Genomic DNA, 24,617 nt, shown 5'->3' on the forward strand with positions numbered 1-24,617 from the left:
GCTTTTTTAAAATTTCCAAATTGCATAGGCTTGAAGTTGAGAAGTGGGTTGGTTAAAGTTAAACACATATCGAACTCCCAAACTCGGACCGATTCTAACACCACCTGCATTCACACCTATAAAAACCCCACTATTAAAATTGGTAAAACTTTCGGTACATTCGGTTTTTTGAAATGTATCATTCGTTTCATCCCTAATTATTCCTTCATCTGGAATATTCAAATAAGCCTCACCAGTTGTTTGGGTAGAAATTTTACTTTGAAAATCGAGCTTAAGTTGAACTCCAGCACCAACCGCCAAGAAGTTATTTAAGTTATAGCGATAGGAAATAGGCACGAGATAGGCTGTAATATTATTTTCTTTATTTTTTTCTGAAAAGCGTTGAAGACTTTCAATCCCCACATCATTGAGGTCGGAGGACTCAAACCTCTTTAACTCCTCGAAGGATGCTGCAGAAACAAAAAATTCACTTTGCCAATACCCGCGATACGATTTAAAAGGAGAAACTGTTACTCCGGCAAATACCTCCCGACTTTTATCTACCGAAGGCGTATAAATATATCCAGCTTTTGCACCTATAGAAATTCCAGGCATAAATCGGGTTGTACTATAATTTGTGATTATAGGTTCATTTTTATCAAAATATATTGCGGTTCGACTCTTAGTCTTCTTTTTGTGAAAGTCATCGCCAAATTTCATAGCATATTTCACAAAACCCTTAGTAGAATCGCGTTCCATAACATTTTTTTGTGCTGTACCAGGAAGATAAATGTTTTTGAAAGTGAATATAAGTTTATCCTTTCCTGCTATAGTGTCTAAACATGAATAATTAACCTCTTTTTCTTTAGGACAAATGGGACATTCGGGATACATATCGATTACTTCTAACGTACTTTTATCAAACATCTCTGGAGTGTCAACTTCTAAACGGATTGTGTTTGCTGGGCCTTCACCGTCATTTTGAAATTTTACTTTAAACTTAACTTTTTTATATCGAACCAAGCGATAGTTTAATAAGAAACCGTTAGTCGACATTTTATTAGGGTCGTGCGATGTTACAATCTCCAATTCGGTATCTTTTACGGTATGGTTTCCGTAGTTATTATCAGGCACATAAATAGTTCTAAGCGTTACTAAAGCGCTAGTATCTTTTAGCATTTCAGGGGTGGTTTTTAAGGTTCTAAAAATGTGGCGTTCCTCCCCTGGCTGCATGTTTTCGAATTCTATTAGTTGGTGATTCCTGTATAGTTTTCTTGATTCTTCCAGCGTTACTGGCAGCACCAATCTCTTAGTAGAATCCTGAACTATTTTTGTACGAATACGAGGAATAACTTCTGTTCCAGCCATATAATAATCGGATTCATCAGCTTCAAATTGAGCAGCAAACATCGGATCTATTGGAGCTATTTTTTCACCGTGATGTAAACGAGTATCTTCAAGAATAAAATTGTCGTCTTTAAACTTTTTGTCGTTATAAAAAAGATATAAACTTCCACTTGTTACATAATCTTTTGTGTTTTTGTAACTAGTAATTAGCACCATTTCTTCGTCGGGAAGTGGATCGCGATTGGAGCGTATAATTAAGTGTTCATCTTCAGGAAAGATTGAGGGAATAGCTTCTGAAGAATCTAGAGAAGCACTTGCACCACCTATATCTGTTGAGGTAATTCTAATTTTTTCAGGTCGGCTTTTTGGCGGTTTCCCATTGTCGTAATTATTAGTACTCCAAAGCCTAGCAGTATATTCACCCTTATTTTTGTAAGTGTGTTTCGGATTTTTTTTATTGCTATAGTTCCCATCACCAAACTCCCAGTGGTAAGTATAAAAAGCTTTCGGCGCACCTGCTATTTGATTTAACGGAGGCATTTCTGGAGAAAAGTCAACTTTGTTTCCCATTACATCATAAAAAATTGGAGCAGTTCGCGTAAGTGTATCTTGAACTGGACTTTGCCCTACCATACTTATTGAAAGTAAAAAAACAGCTAGTGCAGACAAAAAAGTGCGTAAAAGGTTCACCATAGTTTATAAATTGTTAATGTAGTCAACTAGATTTCTCTCCGAACCGTTTTTGGTGTTTCGAGTGACTGTTATTTTACCATCTTTAGTAACTACTGGAGAAGAATCGAATAAAAACTCTGATTCAGGTTTACTTACAAATATCACATTCGCAGTTATGTTTTTTGGGATCTGGCTAAACTTTTCACTAAAAACCTCGTTTTCTGTATCATATTCTGAAAACATACCAACTCCGATGCTATTGGAATCGTACTTAAGAAAAACATTGCTATTTGCAAGTGAATATGGCGAGTGGGCTTTGTTATATAAAACACCCCTTTCTTCAGTACTAGGGTTGTATCGTGCAAAACTATACCAGCCTAACTCACCTATTACAGCGCGATATCCTGAAATTATATTCCCTGATGCATCTTGATAAGGTTCTTCAAAAACACTGTATTGAGGCACGACCTCCCATAGCACTGAGCATTCAATTTCATTACAAGAAGGTGATACATATAAAGATAAATCTAAGCTTTCATTATCAGAAGGGATAAACACTTGTATTTCCCCATTCATCAATACTGGGTTTCCATTGTGTTCAGCATTTATGTAGAATATACTTTCGCTTAGTAAAGGCTCTACTGTTTGGTTACTATTAATGCCATTTGTAGAAAGTTGACAAGCAATAATTTCCCCAGCGTTATACATTTCAAGTATGGAAAATGTTATTTCACCATCTATTATGGTCCCATCTAATTTTTGAAAGGTCCCCTCAGAAATATATAAAATTGTATTTTGGTTAGCCTTAATCTCAGTGCTTGTATAATTGTTGAACTGAAAAACTTGTAGCTTTGGAACTCGGCAGTCTAATGCGCTTTGTTTATAGATTGCCCCATCAATTGGTCCTTGTTGATTTGGGTTTTCAACAGCTCCAACTTCACAGTCTTCAGAATCGGAACTGCAGCCAGACATGATTAAGAAAACACCTAAACAAATACAATTAAATAATTTCTTCATATTTAAGCTATTACAGTACACAAGATACAACTTTTATAAAAAAGCTTCCCACTTTAGAGTTAACTGAAATGGGAGCTTAATTGAATTGAAGGTTTTTGTTAGTTTTTAATAAATTTAAGCACTTGGTTTTTAGACAAGTTGTCTTCTATATTAATAAAATAAACTCCTTTCTGTAAGTCTGAAACATTTAAAGTTGTAGTACTTCCTGTTCCGTTAAGATTAATCTCTTTCATTTTTTGTCCTAAAACTGAATAAATAGCTAGAGATTTTATGGTGTTATTATTTAGGAAAACTGTAAGCTCTCCGTTTGTAGGATTAGGAAACAAACCACCTGTGTTGATAGAGTTATTCTCTACTCCCATTGTACCATCACAGTTAGTAAGTGTATATGAATATGCAGTATCATTAAAATTCATCGGGCCTTCAGTAGTAGTTACAAGGCCAGAACTAACTGGGATTTCATAAACACTAATGGATGTATGTGATAAAGTAAGGTTCATATTATCACACATATTTCTTTTATCTGAAGTTCTAGTGATTTCGGCAAAAGTATATGGCATTCCGTCTGGGGTTTGATATCCTGCAGTGATATAGTCGTCTTGAGATCCAGAATTTAAATTCAGCACTGTGGCCATATCTGGATAGTAAATTAAAGGCATTTGCCCGTTCCAAAAATTATATTCATCTCCAGGTGCTTCAACATGAGTATTCAAAAATTGGTAAGCAATAGAAACCTGATTACCAGTTGCTTTTTCAAATTCGTAGGTAAACACATTGCTTTGTCCATATTTTACATCTCCAGCTCCATTTGTCCAATACTCTTCTCGATTATATCCAAAGACCACTAAGTTATCTGGGCTAAGAACAGATTCTTTTAAGGTAAATCCGTATCGATCTAAATATCCTGAGTTAATTACCCAAGAAAGGCTGTTTATTATATTTCCAGAAGTATCAAAAACGGTAATTCCGAAATTATGCATTGACGAGTAATTAGATAGCATGTAAATATTTCCAGTACTAGCTTCGTAATATGCATCAACACTTACATCTCTAAAGTTTCCGTATATATAACTTTTATCCCAAAGTGAATTACCTTGATGGTCTATAAGCAAGGCCAATACACCTTGTCTTTCAAAACCTTGTTGAGTAATACCTGTAGCACTTCCAGTTAGGAAAAACCCATTGTTAGTTTCGGTGATATTATTGATAAAATCGTAGTCGTTATTTGCTCCAGATGTTCCTAAACTATCTACCTCTGTAGTCCAAATTACATTTAAGAATTCATCAACTCTAAGTACATACCCCATATTAAATGAACACTGGTTGTCTAAATTATAGCAACTACTAACAAATCCTCCAACTACAAAACCTGGATCTGTAGTTCCGTCGTTATCGGCATCTGTATCTGTATATGCAATATTAAGCCCAGTTGAATTGAAGCTAGACCCAACAATATCGTAGTAGTTTACATTTATCACATTTCCTGAAGCAGCATCAATTTTTGCGATAAAAGTTCGCTTTGTACTACCTACATCTATAGAACCTGTAATGGCTACAACACCTAATATATTTGCAACATCAAAAACTCTTGCGTTTTGTAAAGAGCTGTCTGAATATTCTTTTGCCCAAATAATCATTCCGTTTTCATCCATTCTTTTTAGACTAACCACAGAACTAGTCATTGTAGAATCAAATATATTGCTGGCAACTATAAAGTCTGTGCTGCCGTCATCGATAACCTCGATGTTAAGATCGTGATAGATATCTGAATTATGCTGTACCTCTCTTTGAAAAGGCTGCGCTTGTATTTTCAAGCAAAATAATCCGATTAATGCGAGTGAAAATAATTTTGTCTTCATAATAAATGTCTTTAATTAATATTTATAATTCAGCAACCTTTTGCTGCTTCATACTTATATCAATAGCTTTTAAAAATGTTACCCCTGTTTTGAGAAAAAAAATAAAAAGGAAGAGCGTCTAAACCTCTGTGAGACTTAATTGAAAGTGATATTTTATAAAAAAAGAAGGTCACTTTTATAGTGACCTTCTCTGGCTATTAAATTAAACAACTAATCAACACACCAACTTACTATGGTAAATTATTAATAGCCGCCACCATATTCTCGTGCGTATTCACTTGGGTATCTTCAAGGTCAAACACATAAATATCATTTTCAGCAATTGTAACTCCTTGAATGGCGTATCTCCAATTGTCTCCTTCTGCGGTTGCAAAAATTATATGCACTTTCAACCCTATAGGAATTTGTCCATAATGTTCAGAAAACAATCCTGCCTGCTCATCAAAGGTATCTAGTTGAGCCAAGGCATTAGGTTCTCCATCATAAGACAGATATACCGCGCTATTTTCATAATCAAAACCTTCAGGAGCTTTTACTTTTAATGTAGTTTTAGGTCTAGGATCACTGTAAAACTTATCAATATTTGTCCATCCAAATTCGTCTAAAAACACAATATAAGTTTCACCTTCAGTAAATAGCTCATTGTGTGTACCTGGCTCAACTTCATCCCAAGTAAGATCTCCTTTCTCATCAATAATTCCTTTCCACAAAATCATTTCTGGATCTGCCCCTCCCGTATTTTCTCCAGGTACTAAAAGCTGCAACACGCATCCAGAATCTAGAGGAACGCCATCTTTTGTCACTTCTATATAAAACTCTCCACCGGTAATTAGCATTGCTTTATCTCCATTTGAATTTAGTCCCATAGTTGGCTTATTGGTAGATAACATATCTCCACTTTCAAAAATATCGACAAAACTTAGCTCTACTTCACCAGTTACTAAATTGCCATTTAGCGTTAAACAGTTTGCAGGAATATTTAAAACAGTTCCATCATTTGAAGTAAAAGAAAGGCCATTTTCAGCATTAAAACTTACAGTTTCTGTGTGATCGGTTAGAGCAATTTCTCTTAAACCTTGAAACTGAGCTGAAGAAGGAGGCACGAATGCTACATCTGTTATTGTATCTACCTCTTCCTCTTTACTACACCCTATAGCTAATAAAGCTAGTAAGCCAACTAGTAAAAGTTTTGAAAAGGGTGTTTTCATTTGTTTGTTCATTACATTTTTCATGAGTTCTAATTTTTTAAGATTATACCCTTATATCAATAGTTTTAAATATTGTTACCCCTCAGTTGTTAGTTTTCATTATTTTTAAGTTTTTAAAACCAAACTTTGGAAACAAAAAAGATACATTCAGACCAGCGATATGTTGAAGCGCTTCTTGCTAACGACAGTACTCTTATAAATGAGATCTATGAAAAATTTGCGCCCAAAGTGATTGCTTATGTTTGTAAAAACAGTGGAGATGAAACAGCGGCAAGAGATATAATTCAAGAAACTTTAATTACAATTTATGATCAGGCAAAAACAAAAGGATTAAAGCTTACTTGCCCTTTTGACGCCTATTTTTTTCTGATCTGTAAACGGAAATGGCTTAATACACTTAAAAAAAGTGGTAGTAAAGAGGTAACAATTGAGGAGGAACGTTTATCTATTAAAGACGATGCTGATGAAAATGCAGAAAAAACTCAGCAATTTGAAGAGCAACAGAATTTATATATGTCTGTGCTTTCAAAAATGGGAGAAACCTGTAAACGAATAATTACCTTAGGTTTTTCAGCAATGTCTATGCAAGAAGTGGCAGAGCAATTAGGAGTAACTTATGCTTACGCCCGCAAAAAAAAGTCACTTTGCATTAGCAAATTAACCCAATTAATTAAAGAAAGCTCTCTGTATAGAAAGCTTCAAAATGACTATTAGTGATATGGAAAGTGAAGCCCATGAATTATTTGTTGCATATCTAGAAAAAGAACTATCAAGTTCCGAACGCGAAACCTTTGAAAGAAAATTGAATGAAGATTCGAAGTTTGAAGCAGAATTTTTAGAGTTTAAAAATATTTATATCATTTTAGAAAATAGACTATCGCCGGAGCGAGCTACGGTTTTAGAAACCATCAAACAGGCTAATTCAAATTTTAATTACAAGCCATCAAAGGTTACAACAGAGAAAAAAGTAATTAAATTTAAGCCTTGGAAATACGGAATTGCCGCATCTATATTACTGGCAATCGGAATTTTCATTTTTAATAATTTCAGTAAACCTACATATTCTGACTTCGCAGCCCGGGAAACCATTTCATTAACTGTAAGAAGCGATGTAGATGAAACTACAAAAAATGCTGAAGTAGCATTTAATTCAGCAGACTACTCAAAAGCACTAATATACTTTAACGAACTTTTAAAAGTAGAACCCAATAATTTACAACTTCAGTATTATAAGTCGGTTGCCTTAGTTGAATTGAGTGAGTATGATGAAGCAGATAGTTTATTGAAAAAAATATCTGAAAGTAATTCTGTTTACGCATCAAAAGCCAAATGGATTAAGGCGTTAAGTTATCTTAAGCAAAAACGCTATAAGGAGGCTAAGAAAGTCGCTAATTCTATTACTTCAAGTGACCCCGAATATCAAAAAGCTCAAAAGTTACTTTCAAAGCTTTAAGCCTTAAATATTAAATTTATAATATCTCTATTAATTTTTAAACATATCAATATCAATTAACGAGATTATTTTTATTATCTTTAAGGAACCAACCTTAAAACCAATAAGTTATGAATTCCTCGTTTACAAAAATAATCCGCACCATTTTGGGTTTAGGTTTGCTCTTTTTTGGACTGAGCAAATTATTCCACTTTAGTTTTTTACCCACTCACATTTATACTGATGACGCCGCACGTTTCATAGACTCACTCAGCGACTCTGGCTATATTATGTATGTAGTTGGAGTGTTCGAAGTTGCTATTGGACTTATGCTTGTAATAGGAAAATGGGTTCCATTTGCGCTATTATTGTTAGCTCCAATTTCCGTTAATATCCTTTTATTTCATTTATTCTTAGACACTCCCGGACTTTTAATTGCAATTATTGTCATCCTTCTGAATGTAGTTTTAATTTACAAATATTGGAGTGTATATAGGCCGCTATTTACTTAATCACCTTTAAAAATTTTAAAATGAAAAGCTTTCAATTATGGAAGCTTTTCACTTTTTATATAGTTTCCTGCAATCTTAAAAAATTGTACATTTACACTTCTTATAAAAAATCAACAAATATGAAGTTATCAATCGTTCCAGCAGTTTTATTACTCGCTCTGGTTGGCTGTAAAGAAGAGCCTAAAAAAGAAGTAACAACAGTGACATATCCACAGATTAAAACAGTAGATACAGTAGACACTTATTTTGGTGTTGAGGTAAAAGATCCATATCGCTGGTTAGAAGATGACCGCAGCGCTGAAACCGCAGAATGGGTTAAAGTTGTGAACGAAGTAACTTTCGATTATTTAAATAAAATTCCATTTAGAGAGGAGTTAAAAAAACGCCTTTCTGATATTTGGAACTATGAAAAAGTAGGAGCACCTTTTAAAGAAGGAAACTACACTTATTTCTATAAAAACGATGGATTACAAAATCAATATGTAATTTACAGATATAAAACTGGAGAAGACCCAAGCACAGCTGAAGTTTTCTTAGACCCAAACACGTTTAAAGAAGATGGTACTATTTCATTAGGGCAAGCGAGCTTTTCAAAAGATGGTAGTAAGCTAGCTTACGCTATTTCTGAAGGTGGAAGCGATTGGAGAAAAGTAATCGTAATGAATACTGAAACTAAAGAAATAGTAGGCGATACTCTTAAGGATGTAAAGTTTAGTGGACTATCTTGGAAAGGTGAAGATGGTTTCTACTATTCTAGCTACGATAAGCCAAAAGGAAGTGAATTATCTGCTAAAACAGACCAGCATAAAGTTTACTATCACAAATTGGGAACTCCACAAAGTGATGACAAAGTAATTTTTGGTGCAACTCCAGAAGAAAAGCATCGATACATTGGTGCATCAGTTACTGAAGACAATAACTATCTATTAATTAGCGCTAGCACATCAACTTCAGGAAATAAACTATTTATAAAGGACCTTAAAAATCCAAATGCAAAATTTGTTACAATTTTGAACGATACGGATTCAGATTCTTATGTACTAGAAAACGTAGGCTCTAAGCTTTACATAGTAACAAATAAAAACGCACCAAATAAGAAAATTGTAACTGTTGATGCAGCCAATCCAGCTCCAGAAAATTGGAAAGATTTAATTCCTGAAACAGAAAATGTTCTTACTCCAAGCACAGGTGGGGGAAGCATTTTTGCTAACTATATGATTGATGCTGTTTCAAAGGTGAAACAATATGACTATGACGGAAAATTAATCCGTGAAATTGAACTTCCAGGCGTAGGTACTGCAGGTGGTTTTGGAACAAAAAAAGAAGAAAAAGAACTTTACTATTCTTTCACAAACTATGTTACTCCAGGAAGCATTTACAAGTTTAATATTGAAACTGGAGAATCAGAATCATTTATTAAACCAGAAATTGATTTTAATCCTGACAATTTTGAAAGCAACCAAGTTTTCTATACCTCCAAGGACGGAACAAAAATCCCGATGATTATTACGCATAAAAAAGGATTAAAATTAGACGGCAAAAATCCAACAATCCTTTATGGTTACGGTGGATTCAACATTAGTCTTACTCCTAGCTTTAGCATTGCAAATGCAGTCTGGATGGAGCAAGGCGGAGTTTATGCTGTACCAAACCTAAGAGGTGGTGGTGAATATGGTAAGAAATGGCATGATGCGGGAACTCAGATGAAGAAACAAAACGTATTCGACGATTTTATCACTGCTGCTGAGTATTTAATTGCAAACAACTACACTTCTAGTGACTACCTAGCAATTCGCGGAGGTTCTAACGGAGGATTACTTGTTGGAGCTACAATGACTCAAAGACCAGACTTAATGAAAGTAGCACTTCCTGCTGTAGGTGTTCTAGATATGTTACGTTACCACACCTTTACTGCTGGTGCAGGTTGGGCATACGACTATGGTACTGCTGAGGATAGCAAAGAAATGTTTGAATACTTAAAAGGTTATTCACCATTACACAATGTTAAAGAAGGAGTAGAATATCCTGCTACTTTAATCACAACTGGTGATCACGACGATAGAGTTGTTCCAGCACATAGTTTTAAATTTGCTGCGGAACTTCAAGCTAAGCAAACTGGCAATAATCCAGTATTAATTAGAATTGAAACGGACGCCGGTCACGGTGCAGGAACTCCTGTAAGTAAAACCATCGAGCAATACGCCGATATCTTTGGATTTACCTTATACAACATGGGTTATAAAAGCCTATCGAAATAATTAAATCGAAACCATACAACTAAGAAAAGCCTCGCAAATTGCGAGGCTTTTTTTTTAATCTAACTTATCTGTAAGTTTTTTAAACGTTTTCTTAGGATCTTTATTCTCGTAAAGAATTCCATAAACAGCATCAATAATGGGGGTTTTAGCTTTTTTTTTACCTCTTTGCTGGTTAAGCAGATATGCGCTTTTTGAGGCATAATATCCTTCGGCAATCATGCTCATTTCTAATTGAGCACTTTTTACAGTGTATCCTTTCCCTATCATTGTGCCAAACAAACGATTTCGACTAAAAATAGAGTAACCAGTAACTAGAAGATCTCCTAGATATGCCGAATCATTTATATCACGTTTCATTTTATGAACCTTCTTTACATACTTTTTCATTTCGCGAATAGCGTTACTCATCAAAACACTTTGGAAGTTATCTCCATAACCTAATCCGTGTGCTATTCCCGCTGCTACAGCATAAATATTCTTTAAAACAGCGGCATATTCTGTTCCTAAAACATCATCACTAGTTGTGCATTTTATGTAATCACTGCTCAACATATTGGCAACAATCTGTGCTTTTTCGTCGTCTGCACTAGCTATGGTTAGGTAACTCAATCTTTCTAAAGCAACTTCTTCAGCGTGACATGGACCGGAAATAACACCTATATTATTAAAAGGAACTTTATAATGTGTATTAAAATGATCGCCAACAATCAAGCTTGTTTCAGGAACAATACCTTTAATTGCTGAAAACACTACTTTATCTTCTAATGAAGCCGTTAGTTTCTGTAATTCCTGTTGAAGAAAAGCAGAGGGTATTACAAAAACTAAGTAGTCTGCATCTTCAACAGCCTGGTTTATGTCATTGGTGAGTTTAAGTTGCTCCAAACGGAACTCAACTGAACTCAAGTAGTTTGGGTTATGACCGTGTTCTTTTATGTGTTCGATAGCCTGTTCGCTTCGCATATACCAACCGATTTCATCAAGGTTTTCGCTTAGCATTTTTACAATTGCTGTGGCCCAACTTCCGCCACCAAAGACTGCAAATTTTGGTTTATCTGACATTTTCTTGTTTTAGAAATTGATTTGGTTTTACAACCTTAAGAGATTTTATCTTCTATCGATACTCTTAAGTCAAAAGTACATAATTACAATCGAAACTTTTAACACTACCTTAATAAAGCCATTGCAATCTTTAATGAAGGTCCTGCGTTATAGTTGTGATTTTTAAAATGAGAGCTCCAAATAATGGAGATAGTTTGAAAAATTATTGGTTGGTTATTTAGTTGAGAACCGTCCCATCTTAATTAAATGGGGCGGTTTTTTTTATCTATAAAAATTCATCTCGTCTAAATATTTCCAAACTTCTGGTGAAAGCATTGGACGAATATTTTTATTGTCTTTTACACCTTTTCTAATGAATGTTGAAGATAATTCGATGATAGGTGCATCAACTTTAATAATTTTTTCGTGATTGTTAAATTGTGTTTCTACTACTCCTTCAGAAATACGTGGGTAAACATAGATAGAATAACGTTCTAATATTACTTCATAGTTTTTCCATTTATGAAGACTCTTTAAGTTGTCTTCTCCCATTATCAAACAAAAATCTCTTGAAGGATATTTTTCTTCTAAATGAGCTAATGTATTAACGGTATAATTGGGTTGCGGTAAACCAAACTCAATATTACTAGCTTGCAATTTATCATAATTATCAATCGCTAATTCCACCATTGCCATACGGTGGTAATCTTCCAAAAGATTCTTCTTCTTTTTGTGCGGATTATGAGGTGTAATTACAAACCAAACTTCATCTAAATCACTAAACTCTACCATGTGGTTGGCAATAATCAGATGACCCATATGTATGGGGTTGAAAGTTCCGAAGTAGAGTCCTATTTTTTTTTGTTTTTTCATATTGCTGAGACCTTGCTAGGCAATGCTCTTACGTATGTTATTTGTTGGAAACGATAAAGTTTTTTACTAAATCGTGAGCTTCATTTAAAGCAGTTTCCAAATCGTGATTTTTTATAATTTTATCAAACTGAGGGGCCGTTGCAAGCTCTACAGAGGCTTTTGCAATTCGCATATTGATACGGTCATCGCTCTCAGTTTTTCGCTTTTTTAAACGAATTTTTAATTCGTCTATACTTGGTGGTTTTACAAAAACAGCAAGGGTACGGTCTGGAAATTTCTTTTTAATACGAAGCCCTCCTGCAACATCAATATCGAAAATCACATTTTTTCCTTCTCCCCAAATACGTTCTACTTCAGATTTTAAAGTTCCGTAAAAGTTATCTCGGTAAACTTCCTCCCATTCAAGAAAATCATCGTTTTTTATGTGTTGTTTGAATTCTTTCAACGAAATGAAATAGTAGTTTTCACCGTGCTTTTCATCACCTCTTGGATCTCGTGAAGTACAAGAAACCGAAAATTTTAAGTTGAGATCTTCTTGCTTTAACAAATGTTGAACTATAGTGGTTTTTCCACTTCCTGAAGGTGCCGAAAACACTATTAATTTACCCCCTTTTTCTGAATTCATAAAACTGTATTGACTTAAAACTTATTTGCGTAGAACGCTTTGTAGTTATTTTTTAAACTCTAAGTATTAAAGTACGTTTAATGCTTGTTCTTTAATTTTCTCTAACTCATCTTTCATCTGTACAACAATCTGCTGCATAGGTGCGTAGTTTGCCTTACTTCCAATAGTATTAATCTCTCTACCTAGCTCCTGAGTAATAAAGCCAAGTTTTTTACCATTAGAATCGCTTGATTTTAGAGTTTCATTGAAATAATCTAAGTGGTTTTTAAGTCGAACCTTTTCTTCAGTGATATCGTATTTTTCTAAATAGTAGATAAGTTCTTGTTCAAAACGATTTTCATCCACTTTCTCTTTGATATCTGCTACTGCTTTTCGCAATCTTTCTTTAACTCCATCTATTCGTTCTGGGTCTATTGCCACAACGTCATCGAGTAACTTCGATATATTTTTTGAACGCTCAATAAAATCGTTTTCAAGTACTAACCCTTCATCCGATCTATATTTATTGATTGCTTCTAAAGATTTATTAATACCTATTAAAATTTCTTCATATTCCTTCTCGTCAATCTCTTCACGTTCAGTTTTTAAAGCATCTGGCATGCGAACTGCCATTTTTAATAGCTCAACTGGATCGCCATTTACTACGTTTGCTAATTGCTTGATGTATTGTTTTACAGCATCCTCATTAATTTGAGTAGCAACTTCTTGTCCAGTAACTTCAATGTAAAGAGAAAAATCTACTTTTCCTCTTTGTAAAGATTTTGCAAGAATATCGCGTATTTCTAATTCTTTTTCGCGGTATGCTGAAGGCACACGTGTGTTAAGATCTAGACCTTTGCTGTTAAGCGACTTGATTTCTATAGTAATAGTTTTTGAAGGCAATTGGACAACTTCCTTGCCATAGCCCGTCATTGATTGAATCATATACTTAATTTATTGACGGCAAAGGTAATAAAATAGTCTTTAGCGGATAGTCGTTAAAGTGCAGCTGTTTTTAAAAATCTTCATTTAAAAATTTTAAAGATCTCTCTTCACTGTAATAGCGTAAATTAGATTGATGAAAACCCACGTGACCCCCATATTTGGGAATTTCTAAATAAAGGTTTTTCATTTCTGTTGCTAACTGAATCGGGTAACATTCTGAAGAGAGAAAACTATCATTTTGGGCGTTTAAAAGAAATACTGGAATAGTAATATTCGGCAGAAATTGAAGACTACTGTTTTTTTCATAATAGTCGTAAGCATCCTTAAACCCATGTGCTGGAGCGGTATAAACATTGTCGAACTCTAATAAAGTTGTGATTTTCTTGTATTCTAAATAACTCATTTTTTCAGGGAAATCATTCATTTTCACTTTATACTTTTCTCGAAGTTTTATCAAGAAAGATTTTCTATACATCCAGTTGGAAAGCTTATTTAACGACTCTAATGATCCTCTTAAACTAATAGGAGTTGAAATTGAAACTGCTTTTTTAATTTCTTTCGGAAAAGTATCGCGCTCCCCTAAATATTTCAAAAGTAAATTACCTCCAAGACTAAATCCGATTAAGGCTATTTCATTGTATTTATTCTTGTCTAAAACTAATTCTAAAACAGCTTCCAAGTCGTCTGTTTTTCCAGCGTTATAAGATTGAAATGAAAGGTTTGGCTCCCCGCTACAACCTCGAAAATTTACAGCCGCCACATCCCACCCATCATCAACTAAGTGTTTTGCTTGTGCTACTATGTAAGTGCGTTGTGCGTTTCCCTCTAATCCGTGTAGTAGAATTGCTACTTTACTAGAATTACCTTTTGAATAAGACCAATCAATATCTAAAAAATCGGCATCGGGTAACACTAACCTTTCACGATGCTGCAACAATTGAGGTATGGGGCGAAACTTCGAAGAGTAAATAGTCGAAAAATGTCCGTTTTTAAAAGGAAATTTAGGGTTATATGAACTTTTTAGAATAGGCATTTGCTAATGAAGATTTAACACAATCTAAACAAATTTATTATGCTTGCATAGTAAAAGTACTTTAAATTTGCAGAAAAAATTACAGATGTATATAAAACAATTTGAAATACGTTGGAGTGATGTGGACGCTAATCGTCACTTACGTAACAGTGCTTATATAGATTACATGAGCCACACTCGAATGGCTTTTATGATTGAAAACGGCTTAGACCAAAAGCATTTAGTGAAGTACAATCTAGGTCCAGTGGCATTTTATGAACATATGTATTATTTCAGAGAAGTTTTTCCTGGGAAACCTGTTTCGGTTTCTCTTCAACTAAAAGGACTTTCAGAAGATGGAATGTATTTTAAATTCCTTCACAACTTTTATGATGAAAACGGTAAAAACTTTGCAAGCTGTGAAATGATGGGCGGTTGGATAGACCTAAATGCTCGTAAACTCACAGGACTTCCAGAAGAAATTTTGGAGAAATTCAACGCTTTTGAAAAAACAGATGACTTCGAAGTAATTACTAAAGAAGATACACGTAAAAACAACATACGTCCAAGAGACTTAGAATTACAAGCTTAAAATTAAACCCCTTTGATTTTACTTGTTGAATTACTTTTAAAAAAGTATTCATTAAGCTATATAAACATAGGTGCATTTATCTGATTAAATAAATTATATTATAATATCTACAATATTTAAAAAAGTAAATGCACCTATTATATTAGGGTATAATGTAAAGTGTTTATTTATTAGAGTGAATAGACTCTTTAGCTGCTGCAACAGTTTTTTTACTACTGCCAATAAATATCTTGTCGTTATTAACAATTACAGGTCGCTTTAAAAACGTATAATGCTCTAGAATTAAGTTTTTAAAATCCTCCTCTAGAAGTTCTTCGTTTTTCAAGTTACGCTCTTGATAGAGTTTTGCTCTTCTACTAAAAAGATCTTCGTAGCTGTTGGTAAGGTTAAAAAGCTCTGTTAATTCTTCTTCTGAAATCCCCTGAACTTTTATGTCTTGCTTTATAAACGACGAAGGAATTTCAATTTCATTCATTACACGCTTACACGTGTCACAAGTGGATAAATAATATACTTTCTGCATAATTCAAATTTAATCAATCTTTAAAAATGGTTTTGCTTCCTTTAAAGCAATTTTTAGCTCGATTGGACCATCGGCGTAACTTGCAATTTCGTACTGATTGTAAACAAAAATTAAACTGTCTTGTATAAAACCAAAACTTTCAGGAAGACTAAACTTATCATTTTCAAAGGTAAATCCCGTAGCATTTATTGATTCATTTTTATCAATTTCTTGCTGTGCACGAAACTTTTCTTCCGCGAAATCGACAAATTCATTCTTGTTTTTAAAAAGCTCATTTGCAGAAAGCTCTTCTCCAGTTCTTGGGTCGATATTTAAGAATGTTGTAGTTCCATATCCGTGAGCACCACCAGTATAAAGATATTGGCGCAGTTCAAAACAAATATGGTTTTCAGTGTTGTATATTTCATTTACCGAAATCTCAGCAAAATATTCACCAGCCATATCAGGAAATTGTTCTTTGTCGGCATAGTACACCTCTATAAATCCAGTTGCTGCCTCCTCAATGGTTTTGGCTGTTGGAGTTGTATCTTCACCTAATAAAAGCGACTGATAGATGAATGATTTTATTTTGTTGTTAATCTTTCCTGCAATACTTTCATTTCCAAAAACCTCAACATAGTTTATTGTAACTTCAGGACAGTCTTTGTCCTTACAATACGATAGTTCTTTTTCGGTTAAACTTTGAGACGAGAACTCTATACTTCTATCTTGGGTACAACTTGTTAGAGCAATTAAAACTAAAATTACTACCGCGTATTTTTTATACATACTATATTAAGAATTGGTTAATTTGTTTCCCCAATGGGGTAGATTTATTCTTTCAAAAGTAATAACTTTAAAATCAGCTATTGTGAAATTTTTATTAAATGATATATAATTATTTCAGAATATTAAATTACGTTTTCAAGTTTTAAAATATACTATGAAATTTAACACAAAAACCATTCACGGCGGACAAGAAAATATCGACCCAGCTTACGGGTCTGTAATGCCTCCAATTTATCAAACCTCAACATATTCGCAAACTACACCTGGTGGACATAAAGGTTTCGAGTATTCGCGTAGTGCAAATCCTACGCGCGCTGCTTTGGAAGCTGCATTTGCGAGTATTGAAAATGGAAAATTTGGTCTAGCCTTTGGAAGTGGACTTGCTGCAATAGATGCCGTGATGAAGCTTTTTAAACCTGGAGATGAAGTAATCACAACAAACGATCTTTACGGTGGCACTTATCGACTATTTACAAAGATTTTTGAAGGATTTGGTATTACCTTTCATTTTGTTGGAATGAACAATGCAGACACTATTGAAAAATTCATAAACAATAAAACCAAACTTATTTGGGTAGAAACCCCAACAAACCCACTTTTAAATATTGTAGATATTAAAAAAGTTGCATCAATTGCTAAAAAATACAAATTGCTTTTAGCCGTTGATAATACTTTTGCATCACCTTATCTTCAGCAACCATTAGAATTAGGAGCAGATATCGTTATGCACAGCGCTACTAAATACTTAGGAGGTCATAGCGATGTGGTAATGGGTGGTTTAATTGTAAAAGACAAGAAATTAGCAGACAAATTGTATTTTATACAAAACGCTAGTGGTGCAATATGTGGCCCACAAGATAGCTTTTTGGTTTTACGTGGTTTAAAAACACTCCATGTTCGTATGCAACGCCATTGTGAAAATGGAAAAGCTATCGCTGAATTTCTAGCGCAACACCCAAAAATTGAAAAAGTTTATTGGCCAGGATTTGAAACGCACCCAAATCATGCAATAGCAAAAGGGCAAATGAAAGATTTTGGAGGAATGATTTCATTTGTAACCAAGGGCAACAATTATAATGAGGCAATTAGAATTGTTGAAAACCTAAAAATTTTCACATTAGCTGAAAGTTTGGGTGGTGTAGAAAGTCTGGCGGGACATCCTGCAAGCATGACACACGCTAGTATTCCAAAAGAGGAGCGAGAAAAATTAGGTGTTGTGGATTCGTTAATACGTCTTTCTGTGGGAATTGAAGATGTAGAAGATTTAATTGCAGATTTAAAACAAGCTATTGGTTAAGGTTTTGAAATGTGATGTCAATTAATTTATATAATAAATGTATCCCACATTTAACCAATAAATCCAATCATTCGATTTGTTTTCCGGAACTGGCCGTTCTCCATTATTTTCTAAAGAAGGATTTAATCCATCCGCCCAATCTGTAAAGTATTGTTGCCAACGGCTATCCAACATAATGTCGCTAAATTGACCAATTTTATATCTAACACCCACACTTCCAACTACCGAAAAAGTTGAACCAGCTTGCTGCTGAAATGCATTAAAGTATTTAACAGGAGTTGTTATCGGGCTATTTAAATCTCCCAATGAAGATCGAACTTCTGGTTTGTAATGCACCCAGTGAATTCCTAATCCTATATACGGCATAAGTTTATAACCTTTTGCCTGAAAAGCCCTAATGCTTAATGGGTAATATTCTAATCGAGACCCAATATCTATAACTGTAACTTCACCAGACATAGCGCGGAGCTGATCAGCAAATAATGATGTTTTATCTGGAGCTACCCACTCGCCATAATGTTCGAGTTTTGTTACGTGGTAATCAAGCTCAGACCTTACTTTGAAGTGATCGTTAAAATAAGTATATCTTGTGTAGATATTAAAATCACCCCTATAGGCGAAATTTAGATAATGAACGATACCTACTCCAAAACCAATATTACCTGAGTTTGTTTCAAAATCGTGACGTTGACCGAAATCTGAGTAAAACGCTACCGGACCAGCAATAATTCCTACTTCATTAGAAAAGCCAAATTGACCATATACTGCTTGTTGGAATAGCCCCAAAAAGGAAATTACCAAAAGCCAAGTTCTTATATGCATTATGTATATGGGATTAAATTGTACTATAACAAATATATAAAAACTTGTTAAAGGTCTGAATTTTATTCTACTAATTAGTTAATTAATAATTATTCAAGTGATATGTTTTTATTTAAATGAATAAAAATAAAGTTTTTTAGCTGTGTTTTTTGATTGTTACAAAATTTAAAGAATGGCCAATTTGTCTATATTTTCTGAATGCCGAATTTTAAAAGTTTGAGAAAACTTTATACATGTATTTATTTTGATACTGCAATAAATGGTATTTTAGCAAGTTAATATACAAAACCTATTTTATGAAGTGGTGGGCTATTGCTTTCCTATTGTTAATTCCTATTCTGGCAACTGCTCAGAACTATGAAGATCAATGGACTGGTCATTTTTCTTATGTTTCAGTAAAAGATATTTCCCAAGGCGATAATACTATTTTTGTCGGTGCTGAAAATGCTGTATTTACCTACAATCTTAATACACAAGAATTAAAAACTATTTCTTCAATAAATGGTCTTTCAGGAAACTCTATATCAACAATTCACTACAGCGATGATTTCGACTTGTTGGTTATTGGATACGAAAATGGACTTATTGAAATCGTAAAAAAAGATGATCAGAATGTATTAAAAGTGGTAGATATAGTTGAAAAACAATCCATTCCTCCTAATAAAAAACGAATTAATAACATTCGAGAACACAATGGTCAGCTCTATTTATCTACTCAATATGGAGTTTCAGTGTATGACCTTTCGCGTTTAGAATTTGGAGATACTTATTTTATTGGAGATTTGGGCACCCAAATTGATATTGTACAAACCACTATTCAAGAGCCTTATATTTATGCTGCTTCATCTACCGATGGTATAAAAAGAGCATTAGTTGATAACGACGATTTAATAGATTACAGACAGTGGACTACTATTGTTGGCGGTGGATTTAAAGCAATAGAAACTTTAGGTTCAAGCATTTATGCCGCCAACGCTTCAAATGCTGTTTTAAAGGTTACTCCTCAAGGCGGGACTACGACAGTACGTAATTTCAGTACTTCTATTCAAAGTTTTCGAAAAGCAGATAACTTGCTTACCATAACAACAAGTAATTCTGTTCAAGCGTTCTCCGATGGTTTTATTGAAGAAGCAATGGTAAACAACGTTATTGATTTTGATTTAAAACTTCAATCCGGTCTCGTTTTTGGAAACAACGTTTACTTAGGAACCACAGAAGACGGCTTACTTATAGTGCCAATAGGAAGTAATCAAGCTACTCAAGTATTACCAAATGGCCCTATAAGAAATAGGCCTTTTGCATTAGATGCAAGTGAAAATCAACTTTGGGTTACTTTTGGAGATGTTACGGTACACTTTAACCCATACCCATTATCTAGATATGGTGTTAGTCAACTTAAAGATTCCGTTTGGATTAATACTTCTTATGAAGAATTAAGCACTGCTGTAAATGGCGAACCTACAGATTTAATAAACGTAACTATAAATCCACAAGACCCCAACGAGGTATTTATGAGTAGTTTTCAATTCGGTTTGCTTAAAATGATTGAAGGCGCACCCTCAATATTATACAACGAAAACAACAGCCCTCTAGACAAAGCCATACTAAATGGAAGTGACGCAGGGATTAGAATATATGGGTCAGATTATGATCGTCAAGGTAATCTTTGGTTTGTGCAAAGTAGAACAGATGATGCGCTTGTAAAGCTATCTTCTGGAGGACAATTTCAAAAAATAGATATTTCAAGTATTATTGATCCTGTATCTGATTTTGCAATGACAAAATTAGTTGTTGATCGAGCTAACAACATTTTCTTCGGAACTTATAGCAGTGGGATGGTAGGTTACAATCCATCAACAAATAAATTCAACAAAATTGGCGAGGGTACAGGCTCTGGAAACTTACCCAACTTAAGCGTTAGAGCATTAGCTTTAGATAGCCAAAACAGACTATGGATTGGCACATTAAAAGGACTTAGAGTGCTATACAGTCCAGGAAGTTTTTTTGATGAAGGATCAATTCCACAGTCTCAAGCTATAATTATTTTAGAAAACGGAGTTCCACAAGAATTGCTTTACGAACAATCCATAACAGATATTGAAGTTGATGGATCAAATAATAAATGGATTTCAACTGCCACTTCAGGAGTGTTTTATCTTTCTCCAAATGGACAAGAAACCTTGTTGCGATTTAACAAGGATAATTCACCATTACCAACAAATAACGTTCAAGATATAGCCATCGATCCAAATAGCGGAGTTGTTTACTTCGCAACTTCTCAAGGCTTATTAGCCTACAAAGGAAGTGCAACTGCGCCAAGTGAAAACTTAGATAAGCTGCGGGCCTTTCCTAATCCAGTACGCCCAGGGTTCAATGGAAATGTTACTATAGATGGACTTACTGCTGGAGCTAATGTTAAAATCACAGATATTAACGGAAGCCTTGTATTCGAACAAACTTCTGAAGGGGGAAGCATTCTTTGGGACACTACTGCATTCGGAAAATATAAGGTGAGGTCTGGAGTTTACTTTGTGCTTGTGACCACAGACGATTATGCCGAAACTAAAGTTTCTAAAATAATGATAATTCGATAATGGTTGTTGCAACAAAAGCCATTGTATTTTCAGCTATAAAATATTCTGAAGCCGATTTAATTGCTGTTTGTTATACTGAAGCAGCAGGCATTAAAACCTATCTGTTACGCAACATTCTTAAGTCGAAAAAAGGGAATTTAAGAACTTCATTCTTTCAGCCTCTTACTCAATTGGAAATAATAGCCGACCACAAAAATAAAGGCACCTTAGAATATATCAAGGATGCCAAAGTATTTTATCCATATCAAACATTACACACAGATATAGTGAAGTCTAGTCTTGTGATGTTTTTATCTGAAATGCTTAAAAACTGTATTCACGAAGAGGAAGTAAACGAGGAACTTTATTCTTTTCTAGAAAACTCGTTTATATGGCTCGATCAGAATGATGATGTTGCCAACTTTCATATTTACTTCCTACTAAAATTAAGTATGTATTTAGGTTTTTATCCTGACACCTCTAGCATTGAAGGAAAATATTTCAACATTGAAGCAGGCGTTTTCCAATCAACAGATTTTGAAAACATTTGTTTTGAGGGGCCACAAGTTGAAGACTTTAAAAAGTTTTTCAGTGTAAATGCTAAAAATTTAAATGACATTAAACTCACCAAAGACGATAGAAAACTAGTGTTAGAATTAATCTTAACTTACTATAGCTTCCACGTGCAAGGTTATCACAAACCAAAATCCCTGGCTATATTAAACCAGTTATTTAATTAAAGCTTGTTATTGCTTATAGTTTAAGCTGAAGATGTTCGTAATCGCCATCGCCAAGTTGTTTTCTTCCAACACTTTGAAAGCCTAATTTTAAATACAGCTTCTTTGCATTTGGATTATTGAAATCTACTAGAAGTCCTATTTTTTCATGACCTTCTACTCTTGCTTTATTCATTGCAGCAGCAATTAGTTTTTTACCAATTCCTTTTCCTTGGTAATTTGGAGAAACACTTACTGTATCGATATATATTTCCCCAGGGGCAGTTTCATCCTCTATCACTAAGTCATTCACTCCATACTTTTCTGCAATATATTCCATAAATGGTTTTCTATATATTGGCAGTAAATTCCCGGCATAAGTGGTAATAGAACCCATTACCACACCGTCTTCTTCATAAACAAGAGTATGATCGAAACTGTATTGATTTTCTTTTTTCTGAAAGAAATGTGCAAACAATTCGTAAGTATCTTCAACCTTATTAGTATTAGCGAACGCACAAGCTAATTCTTCCATTGCTTGAACCATTAAGGGTACAACGTCGTTACAATCTTGAGGTTTGGCTGTTCGAATATTTAAAGTTTCCACATTTTTCATATCAAAAACAAATTTTCAACCGTCAAAGTAAGTCAAACTCTTTACGGTTCTCAAAAGAATAACAATTTCTTAAGATAGAATTCCTACTTAAAATAATATATTCAACGAAAACATAAGTTATGAAAAAAGAAGATAAGAAGGAATTAGTTACAATAAACCCGACCACAGGTAAAGAAATTAAGAGATACCCTTTAATGAGTGATGGAGAAGTTGAAAATGCACTTACTAAATGTCAAGAAGCATTTCTAGATTGGCGTCTAGTTTCACATTTAGAGAGAGGAAAAATAATAAGTGCTATCGGTGAGGGTTTAAAAGAAAATTCAGAAGAGTTATCTAAATTGATGACCCAGGAAATGGGGAAGTTGCTAAAACAAAGCAAACAAGAAATAGAACTTTGTGCGAGCATATGCGATTGGACAGCTACCAATGGTCCCGACAAATTTAAAGATGAAGAACGAGAATTACCAAATGGCGGAAAGGGAATAATTACTCATTCACCTCTAGGGATAATTTACGGAATTCAACCGTGGAATTTTCCAGTTTATCAAGTGATACGATATTCTATTGCCAATCTAATGGCAGGAAATGCGATATTACTAAAACACGCCGAAAATGTTACTGGTACAGGAATAATGCTTCAGAAAATTTATGAAGATGCAGGGTTGCCAAAAAATCTATTTACTGTACTAAAAATTTCTCACGACCAAAGCGATAGTATTATAGAGCACGAGCTTATTAGAGGAGTAACACTTACTGGTAGTCCTGCTGCAGGAAGAGTAATTGCTAAAAAAGCTGGAGCAGCATTAAAGAAAACGGTTATGGAATTAGGAAGTAATGATGCTTACATTGTTTTGGAAGATTCAGATCTAGAACTGGCAGTTAAAACTTGTGTTCAAGGCCGTATTTACAATAATGGAGAAACTTGCGTAGCCGCCAAACGCTTTATTGTAGTAGATAAGCTTTATGATGAATTTCGTGATGCATTTGTTGAGCAAATGAAGAGAATAAAACACGGGGATCCAACAGACAAAGATTCTAAAATTGGACCAATGGCAAGGGAAGACCTACGCAAAACGCTACACGAACAAGTTGAAGAAAGTGTTAAGAACGGAGCGAAACTATTGTGTGGTGGTGAAATACCTGAAGGTGAAGGTTTTTACTATCCAGCTACAGTGCTTGATAATGTAAAACCTGGACAACCTGCTTATGATGATGAGTTATTTGGCCCGGTTGCTTCTCTAATACGAGCAAAAGATCAAGATGACGCTATGCGAATAGCCAATGATAGTGAATTCGGTCTTGGTGGTGGAATTTTTTCTAAAAACGAAAAGAACGCTATTGAACTTGCGAGAAAACATTTCGATACCGGCATGGTTTTCATTAACGGATTCGGACTTGCACAGCCCAATATGCCATTTGGCGGTGTAAAAAACTCTGGTTATGGCCGTGAACACGGAGGCTTCGGAATGATGGAATTCGTAAATCATAAAGCAGTAATGAAATTAAAGAATAAATAAAGCTAACGCTGTTATAAGATTTCATAAAAGCTCACATTTTTAATAAACAATAAATCTTAATCTTTAGCATTATGAGGAGATAAGCCATAGATATGGTTTACTTTAGCAAAAACACTAAAATAAGATTTATATATTTTTCCCAGTATATCAAATTTAGACCGTGCAATTGGCGAAGATTGTAACGAGTTAAGTGTTGATTTGTTAGAGGCAGTAAGAAGCAATAAAATGAAACCGATAGCATCCTGTTATAAACAAGGAAAAATCTATCGAATACTCTTTTGATATCGACATAATACACTCAATTGTTCTGTAACAGACATGGAAAATTTATTTCTCTTATATATGCAAACGGCAGTAATAAAATTATTTTTCTCACTTAGGGAAATCTGATGGTATGATTTTTAAGTAATAATATCCGCTCTATTTCAGAATTCTCA

22 protein-coding genes are annotated in these 24,617 nt (G+C 34.2%); 9 read left to right on the top strand and 13 right to left on the bottom strand.

Features of this window, described 5'->3' with window-relative positions; genetic code table 11:
- Positions 1-6 precede the first annotated feature (6 nt).
- From FHP04_RS01280 to FHP04_RS01295, 4 genes are all read right to left on the bottom strand, one after another.
- The gene (locus FHP04_RS01280; protein WP_139854021.1) at positions 7-2,019 is read right to left on the bottom strand and encodes a DUF7849 domain-containing protein; all 2,013 of its coding nucleotides are present in this window, start codon (positions 2,017-2,019) and stop codon (positions 7-9) included.
- 3 nt (positions 2,020-2,022) lie between these two features.
- Positions 2,023-3,015, bottom strand: a complete 993-nt coding sequence (locus FHP04_RS01285; RefSeq protein WP_139854022.1) for a hypothetical protein — start codon at positions 3,013-3,015, stop codon at positions 2,023-2,025.
- 98 nt (positions 3,016-3,113) lie between these two features.
- Positions 3,114-4,874, bottom strand: coding sequence for a T9SS type A sorting domain-containing protein (locus FHP04_RS01290; RefSeq protein WP_139854023.1), 1,761 nt, complete (start codon positions 4,872-4,874; stop codon positions 3,114-3,116).
- 230 nt (positions 4,875-5,104) lie between these two features.
- The gene (locus tag FHP04_RS01295) at positions 5,105-6,106 is read right to left on the bottom strand and encodes a hypothetical protein (RefSeq protein ID WP_139854024.1); all 1,002 of its coding nucleotides are present in this window, start codon (positions 6,104-6,106) and stop codon (positions 5,105-5,107) included.
- Positions 6,107-6,208: 102 nt separating this feature from the next.
- On the opposite strand from FHP04_RS01295, the gene FHP04_RS01300 reads away from it, so the two are divergent.
- The 4 genes from FHP04_RS01300 to FHP04_RS01315 all read left to right on the top strand — a co-directional run bounded on the left by FHP04_RS01300 (position 6,209) and on the right by FHP04_RS01315 (position 10,284).
- Positions 6,209-6,796 (top strand): RNA polymerase sigma factor, encoded by a 588-nt coding sequence (locus FHP04_RS01300; RefSeq protein WP_139854025.1) that lies wholly within the window; start codon positions 6,209-6,211, stop codon positions 6,794-6,796.
- The gene (locus FHP04_RS01305; protein ID WP_139854026.1) at positions 6,786-7,535 is read left to right on the top strand and encodes a tetratricopeptide repeat protein; all 750 of its coding nucleotides are present in this window, start codon (positions 6,786-6,788) and stop codon (positions 7,533-7,535) included. The genes FHP04_RS01300 and FHP04_RS01305 overlap by 11 nt, the downstream gene beginning before the upstream one ends.
- 110 nt (positions 7,536-7,645) lie before the next feature.
- Positions 7,646-8,026 (top strand): DoxX family membrane protein, encoded by a 381-nt coding sequence (locus FHP04_RS01310; RefSeq protein ID WP_139854027.1) that lies wholly within the window; start codon positions 7,646-7,648, stop codon positions 8,024-8,026.
- 119 nt (positions 8,027-8,145) lie between these two features.
- Positions 8,146-10,284 carry a prolyl oligopeptidase family serine peptidase gene (locus FHP04_RS01315; protein WP_139854028.1) on the top strand — a complete coding sequence of 713 codons (2,139 nt, stop codon included), beginning with the start codon at positions 8,146-8,148 and terminating at the stop codon, positions 10,282-10,284.
- A gap of 54 nt (positions 10,285-10,338) precedes the next feature.
- Here the strand turns inward: FHP04_RS01315 and FHP04_RS01320 are convergent, their stop codons facing one another.
- The 5 genes from FHP04_RS01320 to FHP04_RS01340 form a co-directional block, all read right to left on the bottom strand.
- On the bottom strand, positions 10,339-11,343 hold the full coding sequence (locus tag FHP04_RS01320; RefSeq protein WP_139854029.1) for an NAD(P)H-dependent glycerol-3-phosphate dehydrogenase: 1,005 nt from the start codon (positions 11,341-11,343) through the stop codon (positions 10,339-10,341).
- Between the two features lie 261 nt (positions 11,344-11,604).
- The gene (nadD, locus tag FHP04_RS01325) at positions 11,605-12,195 is read right to left on the bottom strand and encodes a nicotinate (nicotinamide) nucleotide adenylyltransferase (RefSeq protein ID WP_139854030.1); all 591 of its coding nucleotides are present in this window, start codon (positions 12,193-12,195) and stop codon (positions 11,605-11,607) included.
- A 37-nt stretch (positions 12,196-12,232) separates the two neighbouring features.
- Positions 12,233-12,820, bottom strand: a complete 588-nt coding sequence (gene gmk / locus FHP04_RS01330; RefSeq protein WP_139854031.1) for a guanylate kinase — start codon at positions 12,818-12,820, stop codon at positions 12,233-12,235.
- 66 nt (positions 12,821-12,886) lie between these two features.
- Positions 12,887-13,744, bottom strand: a complete 858-nt coding sequence (locus tag FHP04_RS01335) for a YicC/YloC family endoribonuclease (RefSeq protein WP_139854032.1) — start codon at positions 13,742-13,744, stop codon at positions 12,887-12,889.
- Positions 13,745-13,814: 70 nt separating this feature from the next.
- Complete coding sequence (locus FHP04_RS01340; protein ID WP_139854033.1) at positions 13,815-14,777, bottom strand: YheT family hydrolase; 963 nt, start codon at positions 14,775-14,777, stop codon at positions 13,815-13,817.
- An 85-nt stretch (positions 14,778-14,862) separates the two neighbouring features.
- Between FHP04_RS01340 and FHP04_RS01345 the strand changes: the two genes are divergently transcribed.
- The gene (locus FHP04_RS01345; protein WP_246051385.1) at positions 14,863-15,348 is read left to right on the top strand and encodes an acyl-CoA thioesterase; all 486 of its coding nucleotides are present in this window, start codon (positions 14,863-14,865) and stop codon (positions 15,346-15,348) included.
- A 163-nt stretch (positions 15,349-15,511) separates the two neighbouring features.
- On the opposite strand, the gene FHP04_RS01350 is transcribed toward FHP04_RS01345, so the two are convergent.
- Both FHP04_RS01350 and FHP04_RS01355 read right to left on the bottom strand, forming a co-directional pair.
- The gene (locus FHP04_RS01350; RefSeq protein WP_139854035.1) at positions 15,512-15,871 is read right to left on the bottom strand and encodes an arsenate reductase family protein; all 360 of its coding nucleotides are present in this window, start codon (positions 15,869-15,871) and stop codon (positions 15,512-15,514) included.
- A gap of 9 nt (positions 15,872-15,880) precedes the next feature.
- On the bottom strand, positions 15,881-16,639 hold the full coding sequence (locus FHP04_RS01355; protein ID WP_139854036.1) for a DUF3298 and DUF4163 domain-containing protein: 759 nt from the start codon (positions 16,637-16,639) through the stop codon (positions 15,881-15,883).
- Positions 16,640-16,793: 154 nt separating this feature from the next.
- On the opposite strand from FHP04_RS01355, the gene FHP04_RS01360 reads away from it, so the two are divergent.
- A complete protein-coding gene (locus tag FHP04_RS01360) occupies positions 16,794-17,936 on the top strand; it encodes a cystathionine gamma-synthase (protein WP_139854037.1) in 1,143 nt (380 codons plus the stop codon).
- A gap of 21 nt (positions 17,937-17,957) precedes the next feature.
- Here FHP04_RS01360 and FHP04_RS01365 read toward each other — a convergent pair whose 3' ends face one another.
- Positions 17,958-18,758: a THC0290_0291 family protein gene (locus FHP04_RS01365; protein WP_139854038.1), complete on the bottom strand. Its 801-nt coding sequence runs from the start codon at positions 18,756-18,758 to the stop codon at positions 17,958-17,960.
- A gap of 296 nt (positions 18,759-19,054) precedes the next feature.
- Between FHP04_RS01365 and porZ the strand changes: the two genes are divergently transcribed.
- Both porZ and recO read left to right on the top strand, forming a co-directional pair.
- Positions 19,055-21,352, top strand: a complete 2,298-nt coding sequence (gene porZ / locus FHP04_RS01370) for a type IX secretion system anionic LPS delivery protein PorZ (protein ID WP_139854039.1) — start codon at positions 19,055-19,057, stop codon at positions 21,350-21,352.
- On the top strand, positions 21,352-22,071 hold the full coding sequence (gene recO, locus FHP04_RS01375) for a DNA repair protein RecO (protein ID WP_139854040.1): 720 nt from the start codon (positions 21,352-21,354) through the stop codon (positions 22,069-22,071). The genes porZ and recO overlap by 1 nt, the downstream gene beginning before the upstream one ends.
- Before the next feature lie 13 nt (positions 22,072-22,084).
- Here the strand turns inward: recO and FHP04_RS01380 are convergent, their stop codons facing one another.
- Positions 22,085-22,663 carry a GNAT family N-acetyltransferase gene (locus tag FHP04_RS01380; RefSeq protein WP_139854041.1) on the bottom strand — a complete coding sequence of 193 codons (579 nt, stop codon included), beginning with the start codon at positions 22,661-22,663 and terminating at the stop codon, positions 22,085-22,087.
- Between the two features lie 119 nt (positions 22,664-22,782).
- Between FHP04_RS01380 and FHP04_RS01385 the strand changes: the two genes are divergently transcribed.
- Complete coding sequence (locus FHP04_RS01385; RefSeq protein ID WP_139854042.1) at positions 22,783-24,180, top strand: NAD-dependent succinate-semialdehyde dehydrogenase; 1,398 nt, start codon at positions 22,783-22,785, stop codon at positions 24,178-24,180.
- The last annotated feature ends 437 nt before the right edge of the window (positions 24,181-24,617 follow it).

The sequence above is a fragment of the Aequorivita sinensis genome (assembly GCF_006346335.1).
Taxonomy (GTDB): domain Bacteria; phylum Bacteroidota; class Bacteroidia; order Flavobacteriales; family Flavobacteriaceae; genus Aequorivita; species Aequorivita sinensis.

Excerpts from the sequence above, each read along its gene's own strand:
- FHP04_RS01280 (WP_139854021.1), bottom strand. The coding sequence starts at position 2,019 with ATGGTGAACCTTTTACGCACTTTTTTGTCTGCACTAGCTGTTTTTTTA.
- FHP04_RS01285 (WP_139854022.1), bottom strand. The coding sequence starts at position 3,015 with ATGAAGAAATTATTTAATTGTATTTGTTTAGGTGTTTTCTTAATCATG.
- FHP04_RS01290 (WP_139854023.1), bottom strand. The coding sequence starts at position 4,874 with ATGAAGACAAAATTATTTTCACTCGCATTAATCGGATTATTTTGCTTG.
- FHP04_RS01295 (WP_139854024.1), bottom strand. The coding sequence starts at position 6,106 with ATGAAAAATGTAATGAACAAACAAATGAAAACACCCTTTTCAAAACTT.
- FHP04_RS01305 (WP_139854026.1), top strand. The coding sequence starts at position 6,786 with ATGACTATTAGTGATATGGAAAGTGAAGCCCATGAATTATTTGTTGCA.
- FHP04_RS01310 (WP_139854027.1), top strand. The coding sequence starts at position 7,646 with ATGAATTCCTCGTTTACAAAAATAATCCGCACCATTTTGGGTTTAGGT.
- FHP04_RS01315 (WP_139854028.1), top strand. The coding sequence starts at position 8,146 with ATGAAGTTATCAATCGTTCCAGCAGTTTTATTACTCGCTCTGGTTGGC.
- FHP04_RS01320 (WP_139854029.1), bottom strand. The coding sequence starts at position 11,343 with ATGTCAGATAAACCAAAATTTGCAGTCTTTGGTGGCGGAAGTTGGGCC.
- nadD (WP_139854030.1), bottom strand. The coding sequence starts at position 12,195 with ATGAAAAAACAAAAAAAAATAGGACTCTACTTCGGAACTTTCAACCCC.
- gmk (WP_139854031.1), bottom strand. The coding sequence starts at position 12,820 with ATGAATTCAGAAAAAGGGGGTAAATTAATAGTGTTTTCGGCACCTTCA.
- FHP04_RS01335 (WP_139854032.1), bottom strand. The coding sequence starts at position 13,744 with ATGATTCAATCAATGACGGGCTATGGCAAGGAAGTTGTCCAATTGCCT.
- FHP04_RS01340 (WP_139854033.1), bottom strand. The coding sequence starts at position 14,777 with ATGCCTATTCTAAAAAGTTCATATAACCCTAAATTTCCTTTTAAAAAC.
- FHP04_RS01345 (WP_246051385.1), top strand. The coding sequence starts at position 14,863 with ATGTATATAAAACAATTTGAAATACGTTGGAGTGATGTGGACGCTAAT.
- FHP04_RS01350 (WP_139854035.1), bottom strand. The coding sequence starts at position 15,871 with ATGCAGAAAGTATATTATTTATCCACTTGTGACACGTGTAAGCGTGTA.
- FHP04_RS01355 (WP_139854036.1), bottom strand. The coding sequence starts at position 16,639 with ATGTATAAAAAATACGCGGTAGTAATTTTAGTTTTAATTGCTCTAACA.
- FHP04_RS01360 (WP_139854037.1), top strand. The coding sequence starts at position 16,794 with ATGAAATTTAACACAAAAACCATTCACGGCGGACAAGAAAATATCGAC.
- FHP04_RS01365 (WP_139854038.1), bottom strand. The coding sequence starts at position 18,758 with ATGCATATAAGAACTTGGCTTTTGGTAATTTCCTTTTTGGGGCTATTC.
- porZ (WP_139854039.1), top strand. The coding sequence starts at position 19,055 with ATGAAGTGGTGGGCTATTGCTTTCCTATTGTTAATTCCTATTCTGGCA.
- recO (WP_139854040.1), top strand. The coding sequence starts at position 21,352 with ATGGTTGTTGCAACAAAAGCCATTGTATTTTCAGCTATAAAATATTCT.
- FHP04_RS01380 (WP_139854041.1), bottom strand. The coding sequence starts at position 22,663 with ATGAAAAATGTGGAAACTTTAAATATTCGAACAGCCAAACCTCAAGAT.
- FHP04_RS01385 (WP_139854042.1), top strand. The coding sequence starts at position 22,783 with ATGAAAAAAGAAGATAAGAAGGAATTAGTTACAATAAACCCGACCACA.